Annotated in this window: 4 protein-coding genes; all 4 read left to right on the top strand. The window is 67.2% G+C overall.

What is annotated here, in order from left to right:
• The first annotated feature begins 16 nt into the window (after positions 1-16).
• From AB0J95_RS11385 to AB0J95_RS11370, 4 genes are read left to right on the top strand one after another with little or no spacing between them, the layout of a single operon-like run.
• Positions 17-1,036 (top strand): iron-siderophore ABC transporter substrate-binding protein, encoded by a 1,020-nt coding sequence (locus AB0J95_RS11385; protein ID WP_364755737.1) that lies wholly within the window; start codon positions 17-19, stop codon positions 1,034-1,036.
• Positions 1,037-1,074: 38 nt separating this feature from the next.
• Positions 1,075-5,232 carry an amino acid adenylation domain-containing protein gene (locus tag AB0J95_RS11380; RefSeq protein WP_364755734.1) on the top strand — a complete coding sequence of 1,386 codons (4,158 nt, stop codon included), beginning with the start codon at positions 1,075-1,077 and terminating at the stop codon, positions 5,230-5,232.
• The gene (locus tag AB0J95_RS11375; protein WP_364755732.1) at positions 5,229-23,969 is read left to right on the top strand and encodes an amino acid adenylation domain-containing protein; all 18,741 of its coding nucleotides are present in this window, start codon (positions 5,229-5,231) and stop codon (positions 23,967-23,969) included. The genes AB0J95_RS11380 and AB0J95_RS11375 overlap by 4 nt, the downstream gene beginning before the upstream one ends.
• The gene (locus AB0J95_RS11370; protein WP_364755729.1) at positions 23,966-24,175 is read left to right on the top strand and encodes an MbtH family protein; all 210 of its coding nucleotides are present in this window, start codon (positions 23,966-23,968) and stop codon (positions 24,173-24,175) included. The genes AB0J95_RS11375 and AB0J95_RS11370 overlap by 4 nt, the downstream gene beginning before the upstream one ends.
• Positions 24,176-24,330: the final 155 nt, after the last annotated feature.

Here is a 24,330-nt window from a genome sequence, read left to right as displayed (position 1 = left end):
TCGAAGGGTTCCAGTGATGTCCCCATCCTTGCCGCGCAGGGCGTTCATCGCCGCGCTGGCGGCTGTCTCCCTGGCCGCCTGCGGTTCGACCCAGACGCCCGCCCCGGCCGCGCAGCAACAGCCCGCGAGCGGGACCAGCGCCGCGTCGGCGTTTCCGGTGACGATCGAGCACAAGTTCGGCAAGACCGAGATCAAGGCCGAACCCAAGCGCGTGGTCACACTCGGGCTGACCGACCAGGAGGCCGTGCTGGCCATGGGGGTCAAGCCGGTCGGTGTGGTGGACTGGTTCGGTGAGCGCCCGTACGGCAACTTCCCGTGGACCAGCGCGCTGTGGGGCGGCACGCAGCCGGAGATCGTCGGCGAGCGCGGCGACTTCAACTTCGAGAAGATCGCGGCGCTCAAGCCGGACGTGATCATCGCGCAGTACCAGGCGTTGTCGCAGGAGCAGTACGACACCGTCTCGAAGATCGCGCCGACGGTCGCACAGTCCGGCAAGTACCCGGACTTCGCCACGCCATGGCGGGACATGACCCGGACGATCGGCCAGACCTTGGGCCGCGCCGCCAAGGCCGAGGAGCTGCTCTCCGGCATCGAGGCCAAGTTCGCCCAGGTGCGCAAGGAAAACCCGGACTTCGTCGGTAAGACCGTGGCGGTCGCTGACACCACCGGGCCGGGCAAGTACGCGGTGTTCGCGGCGAACGACCCGCGCTCGGTGCTGATGACTGAGATCGGCTTCAAGATCCCGGACCAGGTCAAGTCGCTGACCCAGGACGGCAACCCGGTCGAGTTCGGTGACGAGAAGCTCGACCTGCTGGAGGCGGACCGGCTGATCTGGCTGACCTCCGACGACGCGGCGCCGGACCAGATCAAGGCCAACGCGGTCTACCAGAAGCTGAAGGTGGCCCAGGAGGGTCGCGCGGTGTTCGTGCCCTACAACACCCCGCCGGCCGGTGCGGCCGTCACCTTCGCGACCGTGCTGAGCATCCCGTACGCGCTCGACCAGGTCGTGCCGCTGCTCGCGGCCGTCAAGAAGTAGCCGTCAAGAAGTAGCACCGTCCACTCTGGAGGGACCTGATGTTTCCGCATGCCCGCACCTGGCCGGAGTTGTTCGCGGCACGCGTGCAGGCCGCTCCAGAAGCGATCGCCGTGGTGTACGAGGACTCTTCGCTCACGTATGCCGAACTGGACGCCCGCGCCAACCGCCTGGCCAACCGGCTGGCGGCGGCGGGCGCGGGCCCGGAACGGTTCGTGGCGCTGGCGGTCCCGCGGTCGCTGGACATGATCGTGGCGGAGGTGGCCGTGCTGAAGAGCGGCGCGGCCTACCTCCCGGTCGATGTGGACTATCCGCCCGACCGGATCTCTTACATGCTCCAGGATGCGCGGCCCGTGTGCCTGGTAACGACGGCTGACTGCGTTGTGCCGGACGATGTTCCGGTCGTGCTGCTGGATTCGTTGGCGGAATGGCCTTCCACTCCGCCTGTGGTGTCCTTGGACGTGCACAACGCGGCCTACGTGATCTACACATCCGGGTCGACGGGACGGCCGAAAGGCGTTGTCCTGTCGCACACCGGCGTGGCGAAGTTGGTGGCGACGCAGACCGAGCGGTTCGGGATCGGGCCGGACTCGAGGATCCTGCAGTTCGCCTCGCCCAGTTTCGATGTGGCGTTCTGGGACCTGTGCCTGGCTTTGTTGTCCGGCGGGCGGTTGGTCGTGACACCGACCGGGCGACGGGTGCCTGGACCAGAGCTGACGTCCTATATAGACCGTCACGAGATCACCTTCATGATCCTGCCGCCGAGCCTGCTCGCGGTGTTGCCCAAGGAACTTTCGCTGCGGCCGGGCGCGATTTTGCTGGCGGGCACGGAACGGGTCTCGCCGGAGCTGGTGGCCAGGTATGGCCGGGATCGGCGGATGTTCAACGCGTATGGCCCGACCGAGGCCACGGTGAACTCCACCTTGGGTGAGTCACATCCGGACTGGGTGCGTGGACCCGTTGTACCCATTGGCATCGCGGACCCGATGACCGCCGTGCACGTGCTCGACTCCTCGCTGCGACCGGTGGACGAGGGCGAGCTGTATCTCGGCGGCCCCGGTCTGGCTCGCGGCTACCTCAACCGGCCTGGGCTGACGGCCGAGCGGTTCGTCGCGGATCCCTTTGGCCCGTCTGGTGGACGCCTGTACCGGACCGGCGACCTGGTGCGGATCAACGCTTCCGGCTCGCTGGAGTTCCTGGGCCGGGCCGACGACCAGGTCAAGATCCGGGGCTACCGCATCGAACCGGGCGAGATCGAGTCCGTTCTGCTTGCGCACGAGTCGGTTCGAGCGGCCGCCGTGATGGCTCGCGAGGACAAGGCCGGACAGCGGCGGCTGGTCGCTTACGTTGAGCCAGATCCGGGCGCGCAGGGGATCGTCGATGAGTGGAAGGACCTGCACGAGCTGCTGTACTCGGCGGCCGGTCCGCAGTCGTCCGAGGAAGGCTTCGCGGGTTGGAACAGTAGCTACGATGGCACGCCGATTCCGTTGGCGCAGATGCGGTCCTGGCGCGCCGCGACCGTCGACCGGATCCGTGAACTCCAGCCGCGGCGGGTACTGGAGATCGGTGTCGGCAGCGGGTTGATCCTGTCGGCGATCGCTCCGGACACCGAGGAGTACTGGGGTACGGACCTTTCCGAGGAAGCCGTCGCCGCTCTGCGACGGCGTGTGCCGTCGGAGTGGCCGGTTCGGTTGCGAGCGCGGCCAGCCGACGACTTCAATGGCCTGCCAACGGGTTACTTCGACACGGTGGTCCTGAACTCGGTCGTCCAGTACTTCCCGAGCGCTGGCTATTTGACTGAGGTTCTGCGTGGTGCGTTGCGGGTGCTGGCTCCGGGTGGATCGGTCTTCGTCGGCGACGTGCGGAACCTCCGTCTGCTGCCTGCTTTGCGGGCCGGGATCGGGGATGATCTGCCGTTGTCCTGGGAAGGCGAGTTGCTGCTCGACCCGGACTTCTTCGCTACTCTCGACCTGCCCGGAGTCACTTCTGTTGACCTGCGGGTGAAGCGCGCCGACTACCACAATGAGCTGAGCCGGTACCGCTATGACGTAACCCTCCACACTGGACAGCCCAGCGCGCCTTCGGTCGGGCTGGAACTGATGTGGGGCGTCGACGTCCATGGCTTGGCCGGGTTGGACGAGTTGCTGGGCGCTGGGCATGGCGATCTCCGGGTGACGGGCGTCCCCAACGCTCGCCTGACGCCCGATCTCGTGCGGCTGCGCGGCTCCGCGCCGGACGGAGTCGATCCCGAGGATGTGGCCTGGCTTGCTGCGAAACACGGTTACCGGTTCGCGGCCACTTGGTCCAGCGAAGGGGCCAATGGCGAGCTGGACCTGGTCTTCGTGCTGGGTGAGCTGCCCGAGATCTACCGGCCTGGCAAGGACTTCGCGCTGGCCAACATCCCGGCCGGGTTCCGGGACGTGCATGCCTTGATGAAGTCTCTGCGGGCTCATGTCGCCGCGGTTCTGCCGGAGTACATGGTTCCGTCGGCGTTCATCCCGTTGGAGCACCTGCCGGTGATGGCCAACGGCAAGCTGGACCGGAAAGCCCTTCCCGCGCCGGACTTCGCAGCTCTCGCAGGCAGCGGCGTGCCGCGCACGCCCTTGGAGCGCCAGCTTTGTTCGTTGGTCGCTGATGTCCTTGGCCTGCCTCAGGTTGGTGTGGAAGATGATTTCTTCGCGCTTGGCGGCGACAGCATCGTCTCGATCCAGCTGGTGATCCGGGCCCGCGAGAACGGTCTCACGCTGACTCCTCGTGCCGTCTTCGAGCATCGAACGCCTGCCGCGATGGCCGGTGTGGTGACAGCCGTTCAGGTGCGTGAAGAGGTCTCGGGTGTCGGCACGTTCCCGATGACGCCGATCATGCGCTGGCTCGACGAGTGCGGCGGCCCAGTGAAAGCTTTCAGCCAGGCCATGCTCGTCGCCGTACCCGATGTCGATCTCGTCCCGATCCTGCAGAAGGTCATCGACAGGCACGACGTACTGCGATCCCGTATCGACCGTGCAGCACAGACGTTCACTGTGTCCGAGCCCGGATCCGTCGACGCGGCATCGATCCTCACCACGGCCAGCGGCGACATCGAGACCCTGACCGAGGAAGCCGCTGCCCGGCTGGACCCGGAGAACGGTGTGATGATCCAGGCCGTCCGTTGCGACCAGGGACTGCTGGTCGTCGTGCACCACTGGGTGATGGATGGCGTCTCGTGGCGAATCCTGTTGCCCGACCTTGCCGCCGGCGAGCAGGGCGAAGTGCCCGCGATCGGCACTCCCTTCGGCCCTTGGTCCGAGTCGCTCCACAAAGAAGACCGGACTGGTGAGCTTCCCCTGTGGACGTCCATTATGGATGGACCGGACCCGTTGCTCGGCTCGCGCCCATTGAACCCCTTGCAGGACTTGGCCTCTGTCCAACGGGTGACCTTGCGCCTGCCGGTCGAGAAAACCACACCCCTGTTGACCACGGTCCCGGCGGCGTTCCACGCGGGGATCAACGACGTCCTGCTGACCGCTCTCGCGTTGGCGGTCACCGAATGGCGGGGCAGCGGGACCGACGTGTTAGTGGCGCTGGAAGGCCACGGCCGTGAGGAACAGATCGGCGACGTCGACCTGTCTCGCACGCTGGGCTGGTTCACCAGTATCTTCCCCGTCCGCCTCGACCTCGGTGCAGTGAACCGGGCGGATGCGTTGGCCGGCGGACCGGACGCGGGCACGGCGCTGAAGCTGATCAAGGAACAACTGCGCGCGATCCCTGACCACGGCATCGGCTACGGCGTGCTGCGTCACCTGAACCCGGACACCGCAAAGGTTCTGGCCGGGTTCGGCACACCGCAGATCAGCTTCAACTACCTCGGCCGGTTCTCCGTCGCCACCGGCCAGGACTGGACCGCGCTCCCGGGTGCCGGCGTGCTGGAGGGCGGTTTCGACACCGCCATGCCAGTCACCCCATATTCGTTGGAGATCAACGCTTTCACCGCCGACGGCCCGGACGGGCCCGAACTCCGTGTCACCTGGGCGTTCCCCGCCGAACTGTTCACCGAGGACGCTGTGCGCGCGCTGGCCCAGGGCTGGTTCGCCGCGCTGGACGCCCTCGTGACGCACGCCGCCGGGCCTGGTGCCGGCGGGCACACCCCCTCCGACCTCGGCCTGACCGGCCTGAGCCAGGAGGAGATCGACGAGCTCGAAGCCGAATGGGAGATCTCGTGACCGGGTTGGCTGACATCCTGCCGCTCACCCCGCTGCAGGAAGGCCTGCTGTTCCACACGTTGCTGGACACCGGCGGGATCGACCTCTACACCAGCCAGCTCACCGTCGACCTGGACGGGCCCGTTGACGCGCAAGCGATGCGCGCGGCCGGGCAGGCGCTGCTGGACCGGCACCCGAACCTGCGCGCGGCCTTCCGGCAGAGCAAGACCGGCCGGAACGTCGCGTTGGTGGGCAAACGGGTCGAGCTCCCGTGGGGGGAGCTCGACCTGTCCGGCCACGACGCCGACAAACGCGACGACGAGCTCGCCCGGATCCTCGACGAAGAACAGGCCCGTGGCTTCGACCCCGCGGTGCCCCCGTTGCTGCGCATGACGTTGGTCAAGCTGGCCGCGACCTCGTACCGGCTTGTCCTTACGCACCACCATGTCCTGCTGGACGGCTGGTCGATGCCGGTCCTGGTCCGCGAGCTGCTGACGCTCTACGCGGGCGGGACCCTGCCACCGGCCCCGCAGTTCCGGGACTACCTGGCCCATCTCGCGGGCCAGGACAAGGCCGCGGCCGAGTCCGCCTGGCGAGCGGCTCTGGCCGGACTCGAAGGTCCGACCAGGGTCGCGCCAGAGCAACGCGCCCGCGCCGCCGAAGTCCCCGCCTCGATCATCCGCGTCCTCGACTCGGAGACCACCGCCCGGATCACCGCCGCTGCCCAGACCAATGGGGTCACGATCAGCACGGTTGTCCAAGTGGCGTGGGCCCAGGTGCTCGGCACGCTGACCGGGCGGGACGATGTCGTTTTCGGGACAACGGTTTCCGGCCGTCCGCCGGAGCTGGCCGGGGTCGCCGACATGGTCGGCCTGTTCATCAACACCGTCCCGGTCCGGGTGCGTCTCGGTGGTCCACTTGGGACTCTTTTGCGCCGGGTCCAGGGCGAGCAGACGGCGTTGCTGGACCACCAGACCTTCGGCCTCGCCGACATCCAGCGGATCGCCGGCCAGGGCGAGCTGTTCGACACCATCACGGTGATCGAGAACTGGCCCGAGCTCCCAGAGCTGCCCGACACCGGCGATGTCACCGTCACCGCTTCGGCCGTCCGCGACGCCGCCCACTACCCGCTCTACCTGGTCGCCCGGCCCGGCGAGCGGCTTGAACTCCGTCTGCACCACCGGCTCGACGCCTTCGACGCCACGACCGGCGGTCGACTGGCGGATTGGCTGGTCCGCGCCCTGGAGTCGATCGCGTCCGGCACCCTGGATCTTCTCGGCCCCGAACGCGAGCAGGTCCTGCGCACCTGGAACTCCACCGCTGCCGAAGTACCTGACGAGACGCTGACTTCTTTGCTCGCCGCCCAGGCTGTTCGCACGCCTGACGCCACTGCGGTCGTGTTCGAGGGCTCGTCCCTGACCTACGCCGAGTTGCACTCGCGGGCGGGTCGGCTGGCATCTCTGCTGGCAGAGCGGGGTGTCGGGCCGGACTCGGTCGTCGCCGTCTCGGTGCCGCGGTCGCTTGACCTCATGGTCGCGCTGCTGGCTGTCCTCCGGGCCGGGGCCGCATACCTGCCCGTCGATCCAGACCACCCGGTGGCCCGTCGTCAGGCACTGCTCCACGACGCCCATCCGTCCATGGGCATCACCGTCTCGTCCGTCTCATCTGTCGGCGACCTCGACTGGCTCGTGCTGGACCGGCTGACGCTGCCAGAGGTGCCGTTGGGGCCGGTGCATACCGCTCCCGAACACCTTGCATACATCTTGTATACATCCGGTTCGTCCGGGAAGCCCAAAGGTGTTGGGATTTCGCACCGGGCGATCGTGAACCGGCTCGCCTGGATGCAAGATGTGTACAAGTTGTATACCGACGATCGGGTGCTGCAGAAGACCCCGACCAGCTTCGACGTCTCGGTCTGGGAGCTGTTCTGGGCACTCTGCCAGGGCGCGGCCGTCGTCCTGGCTCGCCCCGGCGGCCACACCGATCCTGCGTACCTGACCCAATTGATAGAGCGCGAGCGGATCACCACGCTCCACTTTGTCCCGTCGATGCTGGCCGCTTTCGTTGGCGCGGTGGAGGACTCGGCTTGGGCTGCGTCGCTGCGCCGGGTGATCTGCAGCGGCGAGGCCCTGAGCGCCGACCTCGTGACCCGTTGGCACTCGCTCACCGGCGTCCCGCTGTTCAACCTCTACGGCCCGACCGAGGCGGCGGTCGACGTCACCTGGTGGGATACGGCCGACGGGCCTGGAGTCCCGATCGGCAAGCCGGTCTGCAACACCCAGGTCTACGTCCTCGACTCCGCCCTGCGGCCCGTTCCCATTGGCGCACCAGGGGAGTTGTACTTGGCCGGCGCCCAGCTGGCCCGGGGATACCGAGGCCGGGCCGGGTTGACGTCGGAACGGTTCGTGGCCAACCCATTCGGTAAGCCAGGCGAGCGGATGTACCGGACCGGCGACCTCGTGCGCTGGCGTCCCGACGGCGCCCTCGACTACCTGGGCCGGACCGATGACCAGGTCAAGATCCGTGGCGTCCGCATCGAACCCGGCGAGGTCGCGGCCGCCCTCACCGCCCGCCCCGACGTGACGACCGCGGCGGTGATCGCCCGCGACGGCCAGCTGATCGCGTACGTCGTGCCCAACGGCGTCTTCGACACCCCCCGGGTCCTCGAAGCCCTCGCGCAGGACCTGCCGCCGGCCCTCGTGCCCGGCGCGATCGTCGTGCTCGACGCCCTGCCGGTGACCGCGAACGGGAAGCTCGACCGCAAGGCCCTGCCCGTTCCCGAGCGCAAGACGACTGCACGGGGACCGCGCAACGACCGCGAACGCCTGCTGGCCGATCTGTTCGCGGCCACGCTGAAGCTCGACCGGGTCGGTATCGACGACGACTTCTTCGTCCTCGGCGGCGACAGCATCGTCTCGATCAGCCTGGTCGCCCGGGCCCGCCGCGAAGGTCTGAACCTCGTCGCGCGAGACGTGTTCAAGCACCGAACCCCAGCCGCGCTCGCCGCAGCCCTCACCGAGCGGTCCCCGGTCACGGCCGTCGACGAGGACGGCGTCGGGGAGCTGCCGCTTTTGCCGGTGGCGCACTGGCTTCGCGAACGCGGCGGCCCGATCCGCCGGTTCAGCCAGCACATGACGGTCCCGATCCCCGTCGACATCACCGAAGTACGCCTGCTCAAAGCGTTGCAGGCGCTGATCGACCGGCACGACGCCCTCCGCCTCCAGCTCACCATCCCGGTCCCCGGCCTGTGGACGCTCGCGGTGCGCCCGGTCGGGTCGGTTCGCGCCGAACTCGGCACCGAGCTGAACCCCGAAGCGGGCGCAATGGTCTCCGCCACCTGGTCGCCGGGTGAGCTGCGATTGTCCATCCACCATCTCGCGATCGACGGTGTGTCCTGGCAGATCCTCCTGCCCGACCTGGAAGCAGCCCTCCGCGGTGAGACGTTGCCGCCGGTGCCGACATCGCTGCGGACCTGGTCCCGAAGGGTCGCCGAGGCTGCCCAAAACCCTGCGCTGCTGAGCGAACTGCCCTACTGGACCGAGGTCCTCCGCCCAGGGGCTGGTCTCGCACCCGCGTTGCCCGGCGCGACTGCCGTCAAGCGGTACTCGGATATCCCAGCATCCATTGTGGACACGGCCGCACGCATCCGAGGTACGGTCGAGGACGTCCTGCTGACAGCCCTGGTTCTGGCGATGGCCAGGCGCGGGCAGCCGGAGTTGCTCGTCGATGTCGAAGGCCACGGCCGGGACGCGGACGCCGACCTGTCCCGGACGGTCGGCTGGCTGACCACGATCCATCCGGTTCGCCTTGATGCCACTGGGATCGACATCGTGGACGCCTTCGCCGGTGGTCCTGCCGCAGGTGAGGCGCTGCGGCGGGTCAAGGAGCAGGTGCGGTCGGCGCCGGGCAAGGGCGCCGGGTTCGGCATGCTCCGCTACGGAAACCTCCAGGCCGCACCGGTTCTGGCCGCCGGGAGCCGTCCTCAGGTGCTGGTCAACTACCTCGGCCGCGGCGACGGCAACCCGATCGGGGCCGACGCCGACCCGGACATGCCGCAGCCCTACCTGCTGAGCCTGGACGTCGAAGGGCGCACCGCGACCTGGACCTGGTCGGGCATCGAACTCGACCTGACCGACGACTTCACCGCCGCCCTGACCGCGCTCTCTGGCGTGACGACCGGGCTCACGCCCTCGGACCTGGTCGCGGTCTCCCTGACCCAGAACGAGATCGACCGCGTCCAGGCCGCACACGACGGCCCGGTCGACGACATCTGGCCGCTGTCCCCGTTGCAGGAAGGCCTGTTCTTCCTGGCCTCGTTCGACCAGTCCGGCCGGGACGTCTACACCGTGCAGGACCACTTCGACTTCGATCGCATGCTGGACGCTTCACGGCTGCGCCAGGCACTCGCCACGCTCCTCCAGCGAACCACCGGTCTACGCGCGGGTTTCACCAACAATGGACTCACCAGCCCGGCCCAGTTCATTGCCGCCCAGGCTGAACCGCCACTGTTCGAAGTGGACCTGACCGGCCAGGAGGGCCGGCTGCCCGAGGTCATGGCCGCCGACCGCGCCCGGAAGTTCGACGTCGGCAAGCCGCCGTTGCTCGCGGTGACCCTCATCAAGCTCGGTGAGAACCGCTGCCGTCTGGTGATCTCACACCACCTCCTGCTATGGGACGGCTGGTCCTCGGCGCTGCTGTTCGAAGATCTCTTCGAGCTGTACACCGCAGGCGACGACGCGGTCCTGCCGTGGCGCGGCAGCTACCGCGATTACCTGGAATGGCTGAGCGACCAGGACACTGAGGTCGCCGTCGAGTCATGGCGGTCCACTTTGGGCGGACTCGACGAGCCCACCCTCGTGTTTCCTACCCGCACCGGCGAACCCGTCGCACCAGAGACCCTCCGCGTCGAGCTGTCCGAAGAGGACTCCGAGCGGCTCCGGTCGGCGGTCCGGTCCCACGGTGTCACGCTCAACGCGATGATCAGCGCCGCCTGGGGCATCGTCCTGGCGGGCCTGACCGGCCGCGATGACGTTGTCTTCGGAACCACCGTTTCGGGTCGGCCGGACACGCTCCGGCACGTCGAGTCCATCATTGGTCTGTTCCTCAACACCGTGCCCGCACGTGTCCGGCTCGACCCGGCGGAGACCGTCGGGGAGTTGCTGGCGCGCCTGCAGGACGAGCGATCGGCGACGATGGGCCACGACTGGGTCGGTCTCGCGGACATTCAGCGGCAGACCGGGCACAAGCAGCTCTTCGACACGATCTCGGTGCTGCAGAACTTCATCGGCGACGGCTCCGAAGAAGCGGAGTTCCGCCAGCGGCACGGAATCACGGACGTCGGCTACGCGGACGCCACGCACTACCCGCTGACCCTCGTGATCACGCCGACGAACCGGATCGTGGTCGGCCTCTACCGCCGCCCGGACATCGTGACCGAGCCGGTCGCCGAGTCCATTGTGACCAGACTCGTGGCCGTGCTGCGCCGATTGGCCGCCTCGCCGGACACCAAGATCGGCGAGCTGGACACGCTCACTTCGGCCGAGCGCCACGACGTTCTGGTGCGGTGGAACGAGACCCAGTCGCCGCTGGGCACGCGGACCATCGCGGACCTGCTGGCCGAACAAGCCCAGCGGACACCCACCGAGACCGCCCTCGTCACCCCTTTGGTGACTTGGACGTACGCCGACCTCGAAGCCCGGATCAACCGCTTGGCCCGATGGCTGATCAGCTGCGGCGCCGGCCCGGAACGGGTCGTCGGCCTTGCCCTGCCCCGAACCGCGGACATGGTGGCGGCGCTGTTCGCCGTTCTCCGGACTGGCGCAGCGTATTTGCCGCTGGACACGGACTACCCGGCCGACCGCATCGCGTTCATGTTGTCCGACGCGCGACCCGTGTGCGTGCTGGCGACCTCAGCGACCGCCGCCTTGCTGCCTGAGTGCGACGCGCTTTTGTTGGACTCACCCGAGGTCAGTGCGGCAATCGACGCCCTGGCAGCGGATCCGGTCCCGGAGTTCGAAGCCGAGTCGACATATCGCCTTGAACACCCTGCGTACGTCATCTACACCTCGGGCTCGACGGGGCGGCCCAAAGGCGTGGTCACGCCGTATCGCGGCCTTACCAACATGCAGCAGAACCACCGCGAGGCGATCTTCGGTCCCGTGGTGGACCGCACCGGACGCAGGCTGCGGATCGCCCACACGGTCTCGTTCTCGTTCGACATGTCCTGGGAAGAACTGCTGTGGCTGGTCGAAGGCCACGAGGTGCACGTGTGCGACGAGCAGCTCCGCCGTGACCCGCAAGCGCTTGCGGCTTACTGTGCGCGGCACCGGATCGACGTCGTCAACGTGACCCCAACCTATGCGGCCCAACTGTTCGAGCACGGTCTGCTCGACGGACCTCATGTGCCGCCGCTGGTCCTGCTTGGCGGCGAGGCCGTCCCCGAGCAGGTCTGGACCAGACTGCTCGAGACTCCGGGCGTGACCGGCTACAACCTGTACGGCCCCACCGAGTACACGATCAACACCCTCGGTGGCGGAACCGACGACAGTGTTACGGCGACCGTCGGCAAGCCCATCCACAACACCCGCGCCTACGTCCTGGACTCGCGGCTGCAGCCCGTCGCCCCTGGTGTGGCGGGGGAGTTGTACATCGCGGGAATCGGACTCGCTCGCGGCTACCTGGATCGTCACGGTCTGACCGCGGAACGCTTTGTGGCGTGTCCATTCGGCGCGCCCGGTGAGCGGATGTACCGGACCGGTGACCTGGTCCGCTGGCGGTCCGACGGGTTGCTGGACTTCATCGGCCGCGCCGACGACCAGGTCAAGATCCGTGGTTACCGCGTGGAACCAGGCGAGATCGCCGCCGTTCTCGCCGATCATCCAGCCGTTTCCGCCGCTGCGGTCGTCGCGGTGGACGGCCGGCTTGCCGGGTACGTCGTGCCCGCGCCGCCGGACACGGATGCCCGCGAGACCGCCGAGTCCGCGCATGTCGAAGAGTGGCAGCAGGTCTACGACGCCGAGTACGACACCATCCCGACGGCGGTGTTCACCGAGGACTACGCCGGCTGGGACTCCAGCTACACCGGCGAGCCGATTCCGTTCGCCGAGATGCACGAATGGCGTGAGCACACGCTGTCCCGCATCAAGGCCCTGGCACCAAGCAAGATCCTCGAGGTCGGTGTCGGAAGTGGGCTCTTGCTGTCCGGCCTGGCCCGCGACGTCGACGAATATTGGGCAACGGACTTCTCCCAGCCGGTGATCACCAAGCTGGCGGCGGACGTCGCAAATGACCCGACGCTGGCTTCGGTCCGCCTGCAGTGCCAGGATGCAGCCGTCACGGACGGCCTGCCGTCCGGGCACTTCGACGTGATCGTGATCAACTCGGTGATCCAGTACTTCCCGAGTGCGGCTCACCTGGCGCGAGTTCTCCTGGGACTCGGGTCGTTACTGGCACCCGGTGGGGCCATCTTCGTCGGTGACGTGCGCAACCTGGCCACGCTGAACGACTTCCACGCGGCCATCGCAGTGACTCGTGGTGAGGACGAGGCATCGGCCCGCCGCCGGGTATGGATGGAGAAGGAACTCGTCCTCGACCCGGGCTGGTTCACCCGGCTCCCCGGCTTCACCGGCGCTGAGATCCGGGTGAAGGGCGGCCGTTCGCACAACGAGCTGACCCGGCACCGGTATGACGTTTTGCTGCACACCGCGCCTACGCTCGATGTCTCCGACGCGCCCGCGATCCCGTTCTCCAGCATGGCCACACTGGCTCGCCGTCTGGAGGTTGGCCAGCAGGCCGTGTTGCGGGTGACTGGCATCCCGAACCCCCGCCTGGAAGGCGATCCAGACGGGATCGAACCAGAGGACCTCACCGATCTGGCCGCCCGGCTCGGCTTCCGGGCAGTGGCCACACCGGACTCAGGCGCCTACTCGGCCGTGTTCGTCAAGTCCGAAGACCCGCTGACCGGAGTCCACATCGGGCCTGCGGGTGCGAACGACCCCGCCGCCGCGCGTGCTGTGATCGCGCTGTTGCCCAAGCTGCGTGAGTACCTGAAGGACGCACTGCCCGATTACATGGTCCCGTCGGTGCTGGTACCGCTGGAGTCGATGCCGTTGACTCCCAACGGCAAGCTCGACCGCGCCGCACTGCCCGCGGCCGAACCGGTTGCCACAGGCGGAGGACAAGCGCCGAGTACGCCGACCGAGGCCGTGTTGTGTGCGCTCTTCGACGAGATCCTCGGCGTCGAGAAGGTTGGTGCCATCGACGACTTCTTCGAGCTAGGTGGGCATTCGCTGCTGGCCACGCGCCTGATCAGCCGCGCACGCACCGAACTGGGCGTGGAACTGGCCATTCGCGACCTGTTCGAAGCCGCCACCCCACAGGACCTGGCCATTCGTGCGGACTCCCGCCGGACTCCCGCCCGGCCGACGGTTCGCCGGTACGAGCGTCCCTCGCGGATCCCGGTGTCGTTCGCCCAGCAGCGCTTGCTGTTGGTGGACTCGATTGCCGGCGGCGACCTCGCCTACAACTTCCCGTTGGTGTTCCGGGTGACCGGGCTCGACGTCGACGCACTCCGCGCTGCTGTCAACGATGTGGCCCAGCGTCATGAATCATTGCGGACCGTGTTCCCGGATGGTGAACACCAGGAGATCCTGGACATCTCGCCGACCTTCGAGGTGTCCGGCTCGGTTGAACAGTTCGTACGGCGGCCGTTCGACTTGCGCACCGAGATCCCGTTCCGGGTGGGCGTCTTCGAGGACGTCGTCGCGGTGGTCTTGCACCACATCACCACCGACGAGTGGTCCGACCGGCCGTTCCTGGCCGACCTGACCAGGGCCTACCAAGCCCGGGTCAACGGCGCGGCTCCACAGTGGACCCCGCTGGAGGTCCAGTACGCCGACTACACGCTGTGGCAGCGCGAGCTGCTGGAGGAAGTCGGCGATGAGCAGCTTTCGTTCTGGGTAGACGCCCTGCAGGACATCCCGGATGCCCTGGCGCTACCGCTCGATCGTCCGCGTCCAGTGACTCCGACTGGCCGCGGTGGCCGGACCGAGCTGGACTTGCCTGCGGCGGTGGTGAATGAGCTGCGAGTGCTGACGAACCGCACTGGCGCCAGCATGTTCATGATCCTGCAGGCCGCGGTCGCGACCCTGCTGCACCGGTTGGGCGCGGGGACGGACATCCCGCTGGGCGCGCCGGTGGCGGGCCGGACCGACGCCGGCGTGAACGACCTAGTCGGCTTCTTCGTGAACACACTGGTTTTGCGAACATCTCTCGACGGCGATCCCACATTCACTGAACTGTTGGCCCGGGTCAAGGAAGCCGACCTGGCGGCGTTCGAGCATCAGGACGTGCCGTTCGAGCGGGTCGTGGAGGCGGTCAACCCGGTGCGGGTGGCCGGGCGGAACCCGTTGTTCCAGGTCATGCTCGGTTACCACGTGCGGACCGACGACGATGACACCGTGCTCGGCCTGCCCACTGAGTGGATCCCGATGGACACCGGCCAGGCCAAGTTCGACCTGCACTTCACGTTCGTCGACCGCCCCGGCGGGATCACCCTGGTCCTGGAGTTCGCCCGAGACCTGATCGATCAGTCCACCGCGGACAGTCTGACCGCTCGGATGGCTGCACTGCTGAACCAGGTCGGCGCGCGGCCGGATGTTCGAGTGGGGAGCCTTGACGTTCTCACTGAGGCCGAGCAACGGTCAGTGGTGTCCGACTGGAACGCCACTGCCCATCCGGTCCCGGCTACGACGCTTCCGGCCCTGTTCGAGGCGCAGGTGGCTCGCACGCCAGACGCGATCGCAGTCGTCTTCGAAGGCGTGTCCCTTACCTACGCCGAGCTGAACGGCCGGGCGAACCGCCTGGCACGCCACCTGATCGCACAAGGCGTCACCGCCGAGTCAGTCGTGGCCGTGCAGTTGGCGCGCTCGATCGAGCTGATCGTTGCCCTGTATGCCGTGCACAAGGCCGGGGCCGCGTACTTGCCGGTTGACCTCGACTATCCGGCTGAACGGATCCGTTACATGCTCGCGGACGCCGAGCCTGCCTTCGTGATCGACGGCCCCGCGATGGTCGACGTCTCCGGTGACCCCTCGAACCTGCCGATCCGGGTCCGTCCCGCGCATCCGGCGTACGTCATCTACACCTCCGGATCGACCGGACGCCCCAAGGGCGTGGTTGTCCCGCATTCGGGGATCGTCAACCGTCTCTTGTGGATGCAGGACACATACAAACTCAGCAGCGCCGATCGTGTCCTGCAGAAGACCCCGTCGAGCTTCGACGTCTCGGTGTGGGAGTTCTTCTGGCCGCTGATCACCGGCGCCACGCTCGTGGTCGCGCGGCCGGAAGGCCACAAGGACCCGAGCTACCTGGCCTCGCTCATCCAGGAGCAAGGCATCACGACGGCTCACTTCGTCCCGTCCATGTTGGACGTTTTTCTGGCTGAAGCTGCCGGATGCACGAGTCTGCGTCAGGTCTTCGCCAGCGGCGAGGCTCTTCCCGCGGGGGTCGCCGCGCGATTCCTTGAGGTGCTGGACGCCAAGCTGCACAACCTCTACGGACCTACCGAGGCGTCGGTCGACGTGACCTACTGGCCTGTAGTGGATTCCCGTGTGCCGATCGGCCGTCCAGTGTGGAACACCCAGACCTACGTGCTGGACGCAGGTTTGCAGCCGGTCCCGCCCGGCGTCGTCGGGGAGCTTTACCTGGCCGGGGCTCAGCTCGCCCGTGGTTATCTCGGCCGCGCCGGGTTGACGGCCGAGCGATTCGTGGCGAACCCGTTCACGACCGGACAGCGCATGTACCGGACCGGCGACCTCGCTCGCTGGACCACGGATGGCGTGTTGGAGTTTCTGGGCCGAGCCGATGACCAGGTCAAGGTCCGCGGGTTCCGGATCGAGCTGGGCGAGATCGAGTCGGCGCTGGCCCAGGATCCGGGCGTGTCCCGAGCGGTGGTCGTTGTCCGCGACCAGACGCTGGTGGCCTACGTCATCGGAAAGGTGACGACCCGGCTCGCGGATGTCCTGCCCGAGTACATGGTCCCGACCGTCGTTGAGCTGGATGCATTCCCGGTCACACCCAACGGAAAACTCGACCGTAAGGCCCTTCCTGCGCCATCGTTCGAGGTCTCCGACGGAGAGCCGCGCAACTCGGTCGAAGCCGCACTGTGCCAGATCTTCGCCGATGTGCTGGGTCTGGACCTGATCGGCATCGACGACGACTTCTTCGCCGTCGGCGGGCATTCGTTGCTGGCAATGCGTTTGGCGGGGCGGGTCTCGGCCGTCCTTGGCTCAACGGTCTCCTTGCGTACGGTATTCGACTCGCCGACGGTCGCCCGGCTTGCTTTGGTGTTGGGCACGGAGAACAGTCGACCCCCGCTGGTTCCGGTCGAGCACAACGGGGATGTTCCGCTGTCGTTCGCGCAGCAGCGGATGTGGGTGCTGGACAAGCTGTCCGGCCCGAGCCCGGCCTACACCATCCCGATGACCTGGCGTCTCAACGGCCCCTTGAATGTCGAGGCCCTGCGTGCCGCTCTGGTCGACGTAATGGACCGGCATGAGCCACTTCGGACACTCGTCGCCGAACGGGATGGTGTTGCCGTTCAACGGATCGTGCCGGTCGAGTCGGTGCTCCAGGTTGAGCGGGTCTCGGACGGGTTGGTGGATGGCCGGATCGCCGAGGTCACCCGGCAGCCGTTCGCCCTGGACGCCGAGCTGCCGATCCGGGCCCGGGTCTTCGAGGTCGGGCCCGACGAGCACGTGTTCCTGCTGGTCCTGCACCACATCGCCACCGACGAGTGGTCCGCCGGACCTCTGGTCCGCGACCTCGCCCAGGCTTATGCTGCTCGACTTGACGGCGCTGCTCCACAGTGGACCCCGCTGCCGATCCAGTACTCGGATTACGTGTTGTGGCAGCGCGCTCTGCTGGGCGACGAGAGCGACGCGGAGAGCCTGTCGGCCCGGCAGCTCGACTACTGGCGTTCGGCACTTGCCGGTCTGCCCGACGAGCTCAACCTGCCGGTGGATCGGCTGCGGCCCGAAGAAGCCGACGAGCGCGGCGGCACAGTCACCGTCCCGCTTGACACTGAGACGGCGTCTGCCTTGCGTGCACTGGCGCAGGCCGAGAACGTCAGCATGTTCATGGTCTTCCAGGCCGCGGTCGCGGCGCTGCTGACCAGGTTGGGCGCGGGCGACGACATCCCTGTCGGCAGCCCGATCGCCGGCCGGTCGGACAGCGCGCTCGACGACCTGGTCGGGTTCTTCCTGAACACGCTGGTGCTCCGCACGGACACCTCGGGCGATCCATCGTTCCGCGAGCTGCTCGCCCGGGTGCGGGAGACGAACCTCGCCGCCTACGAGCACCAGGACGTGCCGTTCGAGCGGGTCGTGGACGCCATCAACCCGGCCCGGTCGCTCGGCCGGCACCCGTTGTTCCAGGTGATGGTCGTGTACATCCCGGAGATGGGCGACACGTTCGCCCTCAACGGTCTGACCGTCCGCGCCGAGCGGATCACCTCGGACACCTCGAAGTTCGACCTGTCCTTCGACTTCGTCGAGACCGGCCAAGGGATCGACGCCTCAATCGAGTACCGGGCCGACTTGTTCAACCGCGACACCGTTTCCGGCTTCGGTGAGCGGCTCATGCGGGTTCTTCGTGCTGTGGCCACCGATCCGTCGGTCGCCATAGGCCGGATCGACCTGCTCACTCCGGCAGAGCGGATCTCGCTCGCTCAGGACACTGCCGTACCAGTGGAGATGGACGCGGTAACGGCGTTTTTCGCGGCCGTGCAGGCCCGTCCGGATCAGATCGCGCTGGTGACAGCTGGTGGCAGGCTGACGTTCGCCGAGCTGGCCGACCAGGTGCGGCGGATCGCTGGTGCTCTGCGAGCGCGAGGAGTCGGTGCCGAGCAGGTCGTTGGGCTGGAACTGCCGCGTGAGCACATGGTTCCGGCGATTCTCGGGGTCTGGGCTGCTGGGGCGGCGTATCTGCCGATCGATCCGGAGTACCCGGAGGCCCGGCGGGCGCTGATGATCGCCGATGCTCGGCCTGTCTGTGTGCTGACCAGCCTGGAGTTCGGCGCACCGGTTTCGTCGGCGCCTTACCGGGCCGATGCGGCCGCGTACGTGATCTACACCTCGGGATCGACCGGAACGCCCAAGGGGGTGGTGGCGACGCACGGCGGCGTCGCGAACCTCCTTGCCGGACAACGGGCACAGGTGATCCCAGCAGAACCGGCGCGGGCAGGCCACATTCAGCCGTTCGGCTTCGATGCCTCGCTGGAGCCGCTGTTGTGGCTGCTCGCGGGGCATGAGCTGCATGTGATCGACGACCTGACGCGTACCGACCCGCCGGCGCTGGTGTCGTACGTGCGCGATCACGGGATCGATTTCCTGGACGCGACCCCAAGCTATCTGGTCGAGTTGGAGCGGCACGGGTTGTTCGAGCATCCGCTGAAGGTGCTCGTGGTCGGCAGCGAGCGCGTTCCTCCTTCGCTGTGGGAGCGGCTGCGGACGTTGGACGTGTCCGTGCATGATTTGTACGGGCCGACCGAGTTCACTGTGGACGCTTACGGGCGGCACGAGAAACATGCTTCTCCGGTCGCGAACTCGCAGGTCTACGTGCTCGATGCCGCCCTTTCGCCGGTGCCTTCCGGGGTTGCTGGGGAGGTGTACCTGACGGGCGCCGGGCTCACGCGCGGCTACCTCAACCGCGCTGGGCTCACCGCCGAACGGTTCGTCGCGAACCCGTTCGTGCCTGGCACGCGGATGTACCGGACCGGTGACCTGGCGCGGATTCGTAACGGTGTCATCGAGTTCATCGGCCGGACCGACGACCAGGTCAAGATCCGGGGCTACCGGGTCGAACTCGGCGAGGTGGAGTCCGCCCTGCTTGCGCTGCCGTCGGTCAAAGCGGTTGCAGTGGTGACCCGGTACTCGCGTCTGGTTGCTTACGTTGTGCCGTCGCAGGACACGAACCTCCTTCGTGGACAGCTGGCCGGAACGTTGCCAGAGCACATGGTTCCGGCGGTCGTCATCGGTCTGGACGCGTTGCCATTGACCGCCAACGGCAAGCTCGACCGGGCCGCGTTGCCAGCGCCGGACTTCGCTGCGATGACCGGTGACCGGGCTCCGTCCGGACCGGCCGAGGAACTCCTGGCCGCGCATGTGGCCGATGTCCTCAGGCTGCCGAAGGTGGGCGCGGACGACGACTTCTTCGCGCTGGGCGGCGACTCCATCGTCGCCATCCAGCTGGTGAGCCGGCTGCGGGCGGACGGCAAGGTGATCACGCCTCGCGATGTGTTCCGGCACCGGACCATCGCACAGATCGCCTCGGCCCTGTCCGACGCGCCCGACCCCACGGTTCCAGTCGTGGCCGACCTGGTGACGTTGACCGCCGCGGAGGCCGCCGAGGTTGACGGCGAGGTTTTGCCGCTGACACCGTTGCAGTCCGGACTGTTGTTCCTGGCCTCGTTGGACACTGACGACCTCGATGTCTATACGGTCCAGATGTCCCTGGACCTCCATGGTCCGCTTGATTGTCCCCGGCTGCGGGATGCGTTGCAGGCTTTGCTGGATCGGCACGCGAACCTCCGGTCCTCGTTCCAGTACTTGTCTTCAGGTCGGGCGGTCGCCGTGGCACCTGCTCGCGTCGAGGTGCCTTGGCGCGAGGTCGAGTTCGTCGATGAGCAGGCGTGGACGGAGTTGCTGGCGGTTGAGCGTCGCCGGTTCGATCCGGCTTCGGCTCCGTTGCTTCGAGCTGTGTTGGTGCGGGTTGGGCCGGAGGAGCACCGGCTGGTGATCTCGCACCAGCACTTGCTGCTGGATGGGTGGTCCACGGCTCCGCTGTTGGCTGAGCTGTCCCGGCTTTACTCCGGTTCGACCGTTTCGGGTCCGTTGTTCAAGGACTATCTGACTTGGCTGGGCGCGCAGGACCGGTCGGCTGCGGAGTCTGCGTGGCGGGAAGCGTTGGCGGACTTGGAGTCCCCGACACATCTGGCGCCTCCTGGTACCCGCTCGCCGTTGACGCCTTCGGTCCGGCAGGTCGAGGTTCCGGCCTCGGTGACGGCTGCCCTGGTCGCGTTGGGGCGGCTCAATGGCTTCACGCTGAACACGATTGTCCAGGCGGCTTGGGGGGTTGTGCTCGGCCGGTTGACCGGGTCTTCGGATGTCGTGTTCGGTGCCACCGTTTCCGGTCGGCCGCCAGAGGTTCCGGGCGTGGAGTCGATGATCGGGTTGTTCATCAACACGATCCCGGTCCGCGTCCGGCTGCGACCTTCGGAATCCGTGCATTCCCTGCTGACGCGGCTGCAGGAGGAGCAGTCGCGGTTGATGGCCCATCAGTACCTTGGGCTGACGGACGTCGCGAAGCTTGCCGGGACCGGGGATCTGTTCGACACCCTGGTGGTGTTCGAGAGCTATCCCGGCGGTGAACCGGAGTTCGAGTCCGGGCTGCGAGTGTCCGAACGGCATAGTCAGGACGCCACGCACTACCCGCTGACGTGGGCCGTCGAGGTCGACTCCTCCTTGAAGCTGACCGCCGAGTACCGGTCGGATCTGTTCTCGCAGGAGACCATCGAGCAGATCACCGACGCGATGGTCGCGGTTCTGGGGGCGATGGTCATCGACCGTCCAGTAGGGACGATCGACGTTCTGGACGCCGCCTCGCGGGAGCGTGTTCTCGTCTCGTGGAATGACACGGCTTTGCCGGTGTCTGTTCACACCGTGCCGGAGCTGTTCGAAGCACAGGTCCAGGCCACTCCTGACGCAATCGCTGTGGTTGCCGGCGATGTGAGCCTGACGTTCGCCGAGTTGAACGCCCGGGCCAACCGGTTGGCCCGGGCGCTGGTCTCGGTGGGAGTCGGGCCTGAGCGGGTGGTCGGGATCGCGTTGCCGCGGACCGAGGAGTGGCTCGTCGCGATCTTGGCCGTGCACAAGGCCGGCGCCGCTTATCTGCCGCTCGAGCTGTCGCTGCCTGCCGAACGAATCTCTGCGATGCTGATCGACTCCGGTGCGCTCGCAGTGGTTTCGACCTCCGGTGTTCAGTTCGGCACGTCTCTGCCGGTGGTGCTCACGGACGCACTTCCTGCCGCGTCCACGGAGAACCTCGGCACGCCACCGCATCCGGACAACCCGGCGTACGTGATCTACACGTCTGGGTCGACCGGAAAGCCCAAGGGTGTTGTAGTTCCTCACCGCGGCTTGGCGAACCTGTTTGCCAGCCATCGCAAGGATCTTTACGTGCCGACGGTTGCCGCGACCGGGCGCAGGCATCTGCGGGTCGGGCATGCATGGTCGTTCTCCTTCGATGCCTCTTGGCAACCGCAGTTGTGGTTGCTCGACGGGCATGCCGTTCACGTGCTCGACGAGGAGACCCGGCGTGACCCGGAGCTGCTCACCGCGGCCATACGTTTGCATGCGTTGGACTTCATCGAGGTCACGCCGACGGTTCTGACTCAGCTGGCGGACGCCGGGCTGTTCGAGGACTGTCCGCTTTCGCTCATCGGGTTCGGCGGGGAGGCGGTGTCCGAAGGGCTGTGGGCTCGGCTTCGGTCGCTGCCAGGCACTTCAGGCGTGAACCTCTATGGTCCGACTGAAGGGACAGTAGATGCGTTGGTGGCCAAGGTGTCTGCCAGTTCACGTCCGGTGATTGGGCGTCCGGTGGCCAATGCGCGGGCCTACGTGCTGGACGCTGGGCTGCGGCCGGTTCCGCCGGGCGTCACGGGCGAGCTTTACCTTGCCGGCGACGGTTTGGCACGTGGGTATTTGGGTCAGGGCGCGTTGACGGCCGAGCGATTCGTGGCTTCGCCGTTCGGGGCGCCGGGGGAGCGGCTTTACCGGACCGGTGACCTCGCGCGATGGTCTGTGGACGGCCGGCTCGAGTACGGTGGCCGGTCGGACGATCAGGTCAAGGTGCGCGGGTTCCGGGTGGAACCGGCGGAGATCTCTTCGGTGATCGCCGCTCAGGCTGGCGTGACTTCCGCTGTGGTCACAGTGCGTCCTGGTCCGGTGGCTCGGCTTGTGGCTTACGTCGTCGGGTCTGATGTGGACACGTCGGCGCTGCGGCGGGCGGTCGCTGCTGCCTTGCCGGATTACATGGTTCCTTCGGCTTTCGTTGTGCTGGACCGGTTGCCGGTGCTGCCTGGCGGGAAACTCGACCGGGACTCGTTGCCCGAGCCGGACTTCTCTTCCGCTGGCCGTGCTCCTGCCGGACCGGTGGAGACCGCTTTGGCTTCGGTTGTTGCTGAGGTGCTGGGGTTGTCGTGGGTCGGTGCTGACGATGACTTCTTCGCGTTGGGTGGCGACAGCATTGTGTCGATGCAGCTTGTCAGCCGGGCGCGGGCGGCCGGCTGGCGGATCACGCCCCGGCAGGTGTTCACCGAGCGTTCGGTGGCGGGTTTGGCTTTGGTGGCCACTCCGGCCGCAGTTGTCTCGCGGGTGTCTGATGGGACCGGTGTGGTTCCGTTGGTTCCGGTCATGCATTGGTTGCGGGAGCTGGACGGGCCGTTCAACGGGTACCAGCAGTACGCGTTGCTGCGGACTCCCGCTGCGCTCACGATGGACGCCTTGGTGTCCATGATCGGTGCTCTGGTGCAGACACACGATATGCTGCGGGCTCGGTTGGTGGACTGGGAGTTGCACGTTCCGGCCACTGTGGACATATCTTCGTGGGTGACCCGGGTTCCGGTCACCGGCGACCTGTCCGCCACCATTGCCGCTCATGCTGTCGCGGCTCGCGATGGGCTCGATCCGGCTGGTGGGCGGATGATGTCCGTGGTCTGGTTCGATGTTCCCGGGTCGGCTGGGCGGCTGCTGATGATGGTCCACCACTTGGTGATGGACGGTGTGTCCTGGCGGATCTTGTTGCCTGACCTTGCTTCTGCTTGGACGGACATCTCGGCAGGCCGGGTTCCCGCTTTGCTGCCTGAGGACACTTCGTTCCGCCGGTGGGCTCAGTTGCTGACTTCGCTGGCGCCTTCTCGTGAGTCCGAACTGGACCTGTGGACCTCCGTTGTGTCCGATGTGGACTCGTTCCCGTTGATCCGGCCGCTGGATCCGCGGGTGGATGTGGCCGACACCGAGAAGGTCCTGTCGGTGTCGTTGCCTGCTTCCTTGACTTCGCTGCTGGTCGGGTCCGTTCCCGCGGCTTACGACGCCCGGATCGACGACGTTTTGCTGGCTGCTTTGGCTTTGGCCGTGTCGGAGTGGCGTGGCTCGGGACGTTCGGTCTTGGTCGACCTGGAGGGGCACGGCCGGCAGGAGCAGCTCGGTGACGTCGACCTGTCCCGGACCATCGGGTGGTTCACCACCATCTACCCGGTCCGGCTCGACACCGGCGGCGTCACGCTAGCAACGCTAACCCCTGCTACTGCACAGGATCTGGTCTCTCGGACCGGCGCTCACCTCACCTCGTTGCCTGACTCCGGTATCGGCTACGGCATGCTCCGATACCTTGCGGGTGCTTCGGAGTTGGCGTCCGTGCGGCCACCCATCGAGTTCAACTACCTGGGCCGGTTCGGTTATCCCGAGGACGCCGACTGGTCCTACGCCCCCGAGGAGGATGCCGCCGACGTCGACGCAGATGCCCAGATGCCTGTCAGCCACGCCATCGAGATCAACGCGCACACCCGCGACCTCCCCACCGGCCCGGTGCTGGAGGCCACCTGGTCCTGGCCCGCCGACGTCCTCACCGAACAAGCAGTGACCACCCTCGCCCACACCTGGCTGCGAGCCCTCGAATCCCTGATCAGGAGCACCCCATGACAAACCCCTTCGAAAACCCCGACACCCAATACCACGCCCTCATCAACCACGAAGGCCAATACAGCCTCTGGCCCGCCTTCATCGACATCCCCCATGGCTGGACCTCCACCCACGGCCCCGCAACCCGCCAATCCTGTCTCGACCACATCGAAACCAACTGGACCGACATGCGCCCCAAATCCCTCATCCAAGCCATGGAAGGCTGACCCGTCCCCCTCGGCGTCACCCATCCAGGTGACGTTTCCCGCGCCTCACCAGGTCCAGCCCCACTCTGTTACCGTCTGTGCGCGATAAATCACGTACAGGCGGAACCCGGTTATCCATGGCCACGTCTCACCCTCCGATGCACCGGGGACCAGCA

The organism is Actinocrispum sp. NPDC049592 (assembly GCF_040675465.1).
Classification (GTDB): domain Bacteria; phylum Actinomycetota; class Actinomycetes; order Mycobacteriales; family Pseudonocardiaceae; genus Kibdelosporangium.
Note: the sequence above shows the minus strand (reverse complement) of the source record. Positions and strands in the feature narration are given on the sequence as shown.